Annotated in this window: 1 pseudogene; it reads left to right on the forward strand. The window is 63.8% G+C overall.

Going from position 1 to position 1860, the window contains the following annotated elements:
- Positions 1-1860 (forward strand): annotated as a pseudogene (locus tag HT737_RS27240) (AMP-binding protein); the annotation flags it as partial.

Consider the following 1860-nt stretch of genomic DNA (forward strand, 5'->3'; position numbering starts at 1 on the left):
AGGTTGGCAACGCCGGTGCAAGTGGTCTGGCGCGAAGCCGAGCTGCCGCTGCAGGAGGTTGCATTCGATCCGGCGGGCGGTGATGTTCTGGCGCAGTTGTATGAGCGTTTCGACGCGCGTCATTACCGCATCGACCTCAGTCAGGCACCGTTGGTTCGCCTGGTGTATGCGCAGGACCCGGCCAACGACCGGGTGGTCGCCATGCTGCTGTTCCATCACATCGCCATGGATCACACGGCGCTGGCCGTGGTGCAGGAGGAAATGCAAGCGATCCTCTTTGGTCACGACGAAGCACTGCTGCCGGCCGTGCCCTATCGCAACTACGTGGCGCAGACGCGGCTGGGCGTCAGTGAGCAGGAACACGAAGGGTTCTTCCGCGCGATGCTCGGCGAGATCGACGAGCCGACGCTGCCGTTTGGCCTGCTGGATGTGCGCGGCGACGGGCAGGATATCGAAGAAGTCCGGGAGAACGTGCCCGAAGCGCTGGCGAGGCGCCTGCGCAGCCAGGCGCGGCAGCTGGGCGTGAGCGTCGCGAGCCTGTTCCATCTGGCGTATGCCCAGGTCTTGGCGGCAACCTCCGGACATGAGCGCGTGGTGTTCGGCACCGTGCTGCTGGGGGCGGATGCAGGGCGGTACTGGCGCGGATCGCGGCTTGGGGATGTTCATCAACACGCTGCCGCTGCGGGTGGATCTGGGCGATGTTTCGGTGCGTGCCGGGGTACGTGCGACCCATGCGCAACTGACGGCATTGCTCGGCCATGAACATGCGTCACTGGCATTGGCCCAGCGTTGCAGCGGGGTCGCCGCGCCGTCGCCGCTGTTCAGCGCGATGCTCAATTACCGACACAGCGTCAACGAGGAACAGCAGCAGGCCATGCGTCTGAGCTGGCAGGGCATCGAAAATCTTTCCAGCGAAGAGCGCACCAACTATCCGCTGAGTCTCAATGTCGATGACCTGGGCGAAGGTTTTATCCTCACCGCCATGACCCCTTCGCGCATAGGCGCGGCACGGGTGTGTGGCTTTATGCAGCAGGCGCTGGCGGGGCTGGTCCAGGCACTGGAGCAGACACCGCAGCAGACCTTGAACCGCCTGCCGGTGCTGGCGGATGCCGAGCGCCAACAGTTGCTGTTCGGCTTGAATGCCACAGCGGTCGATTACGATTTGCAGCAGACGATTCATGAGCTGTTCGAAGCGCAAGTGGCGCGCACGCCGCAGGCGCCCGCCGTGGTCGCGGGTGAGCAGCAACTGACTTATGCCGAACTCAATTCCAGGGCCAATCAACTGGCGTACCCTCTGCGCGAATTGGGCGTAGGGCCGGATGCGCGGGTGGCAATCTGCGTCGAGCGCGGTCTGGACATGGTGGTCGGGCTGCTGGCGATCCTCAAGGCTGGCGGCGGTTATGTGCCGCTGGATCCGGCGTATCCGCTGGAGCGTCTGGCCTACATGCTGGAGGACAGCGCGCCGCTGGCGGTGCTGGTGCAGGGTTCGACGCGTTCGTTGCTCGGTGACGTTTCGGTGCCGGTGATCGATCTGGATCAACCGCACTGGCAATCGCTGCCGACGGAAAACCATTCTCTTGCAGAGTTGACCCCGCAGCACACCGCGTACGTGATCTACACCTCCGGCTCTACTGGCCAGCCGAAAGGCGTGATCAACGAACATCGCGGGGTGGTCAATCGCCTGTTGTGGATGCAGGACGCCTATCAACTGACCGCCAGCGACACGGTGTTGCAGAAAACCCCGTTCAGCTTCGACGTCTCGGTGTGGGAGTTCTTCTGGCCGTTGATGACTGGCGCCCGACTGGTCATGGCCCGGCCCCGAGGGGCACAAGGATCCGCAGTACCTCAGTGAAGTGATCG

Source organism: Pseudomonas sp. MD195_PC81_125 (genome assembly GCF_014060985.1).
Taxonomy (GTDB): Bacteria; Pseudomonadota; Gammaproteobacteria; order Pseudomonadales; family Pseudomonadaceae; genus Aquipseudomonas; species Aquipseudomonas parakoreensis.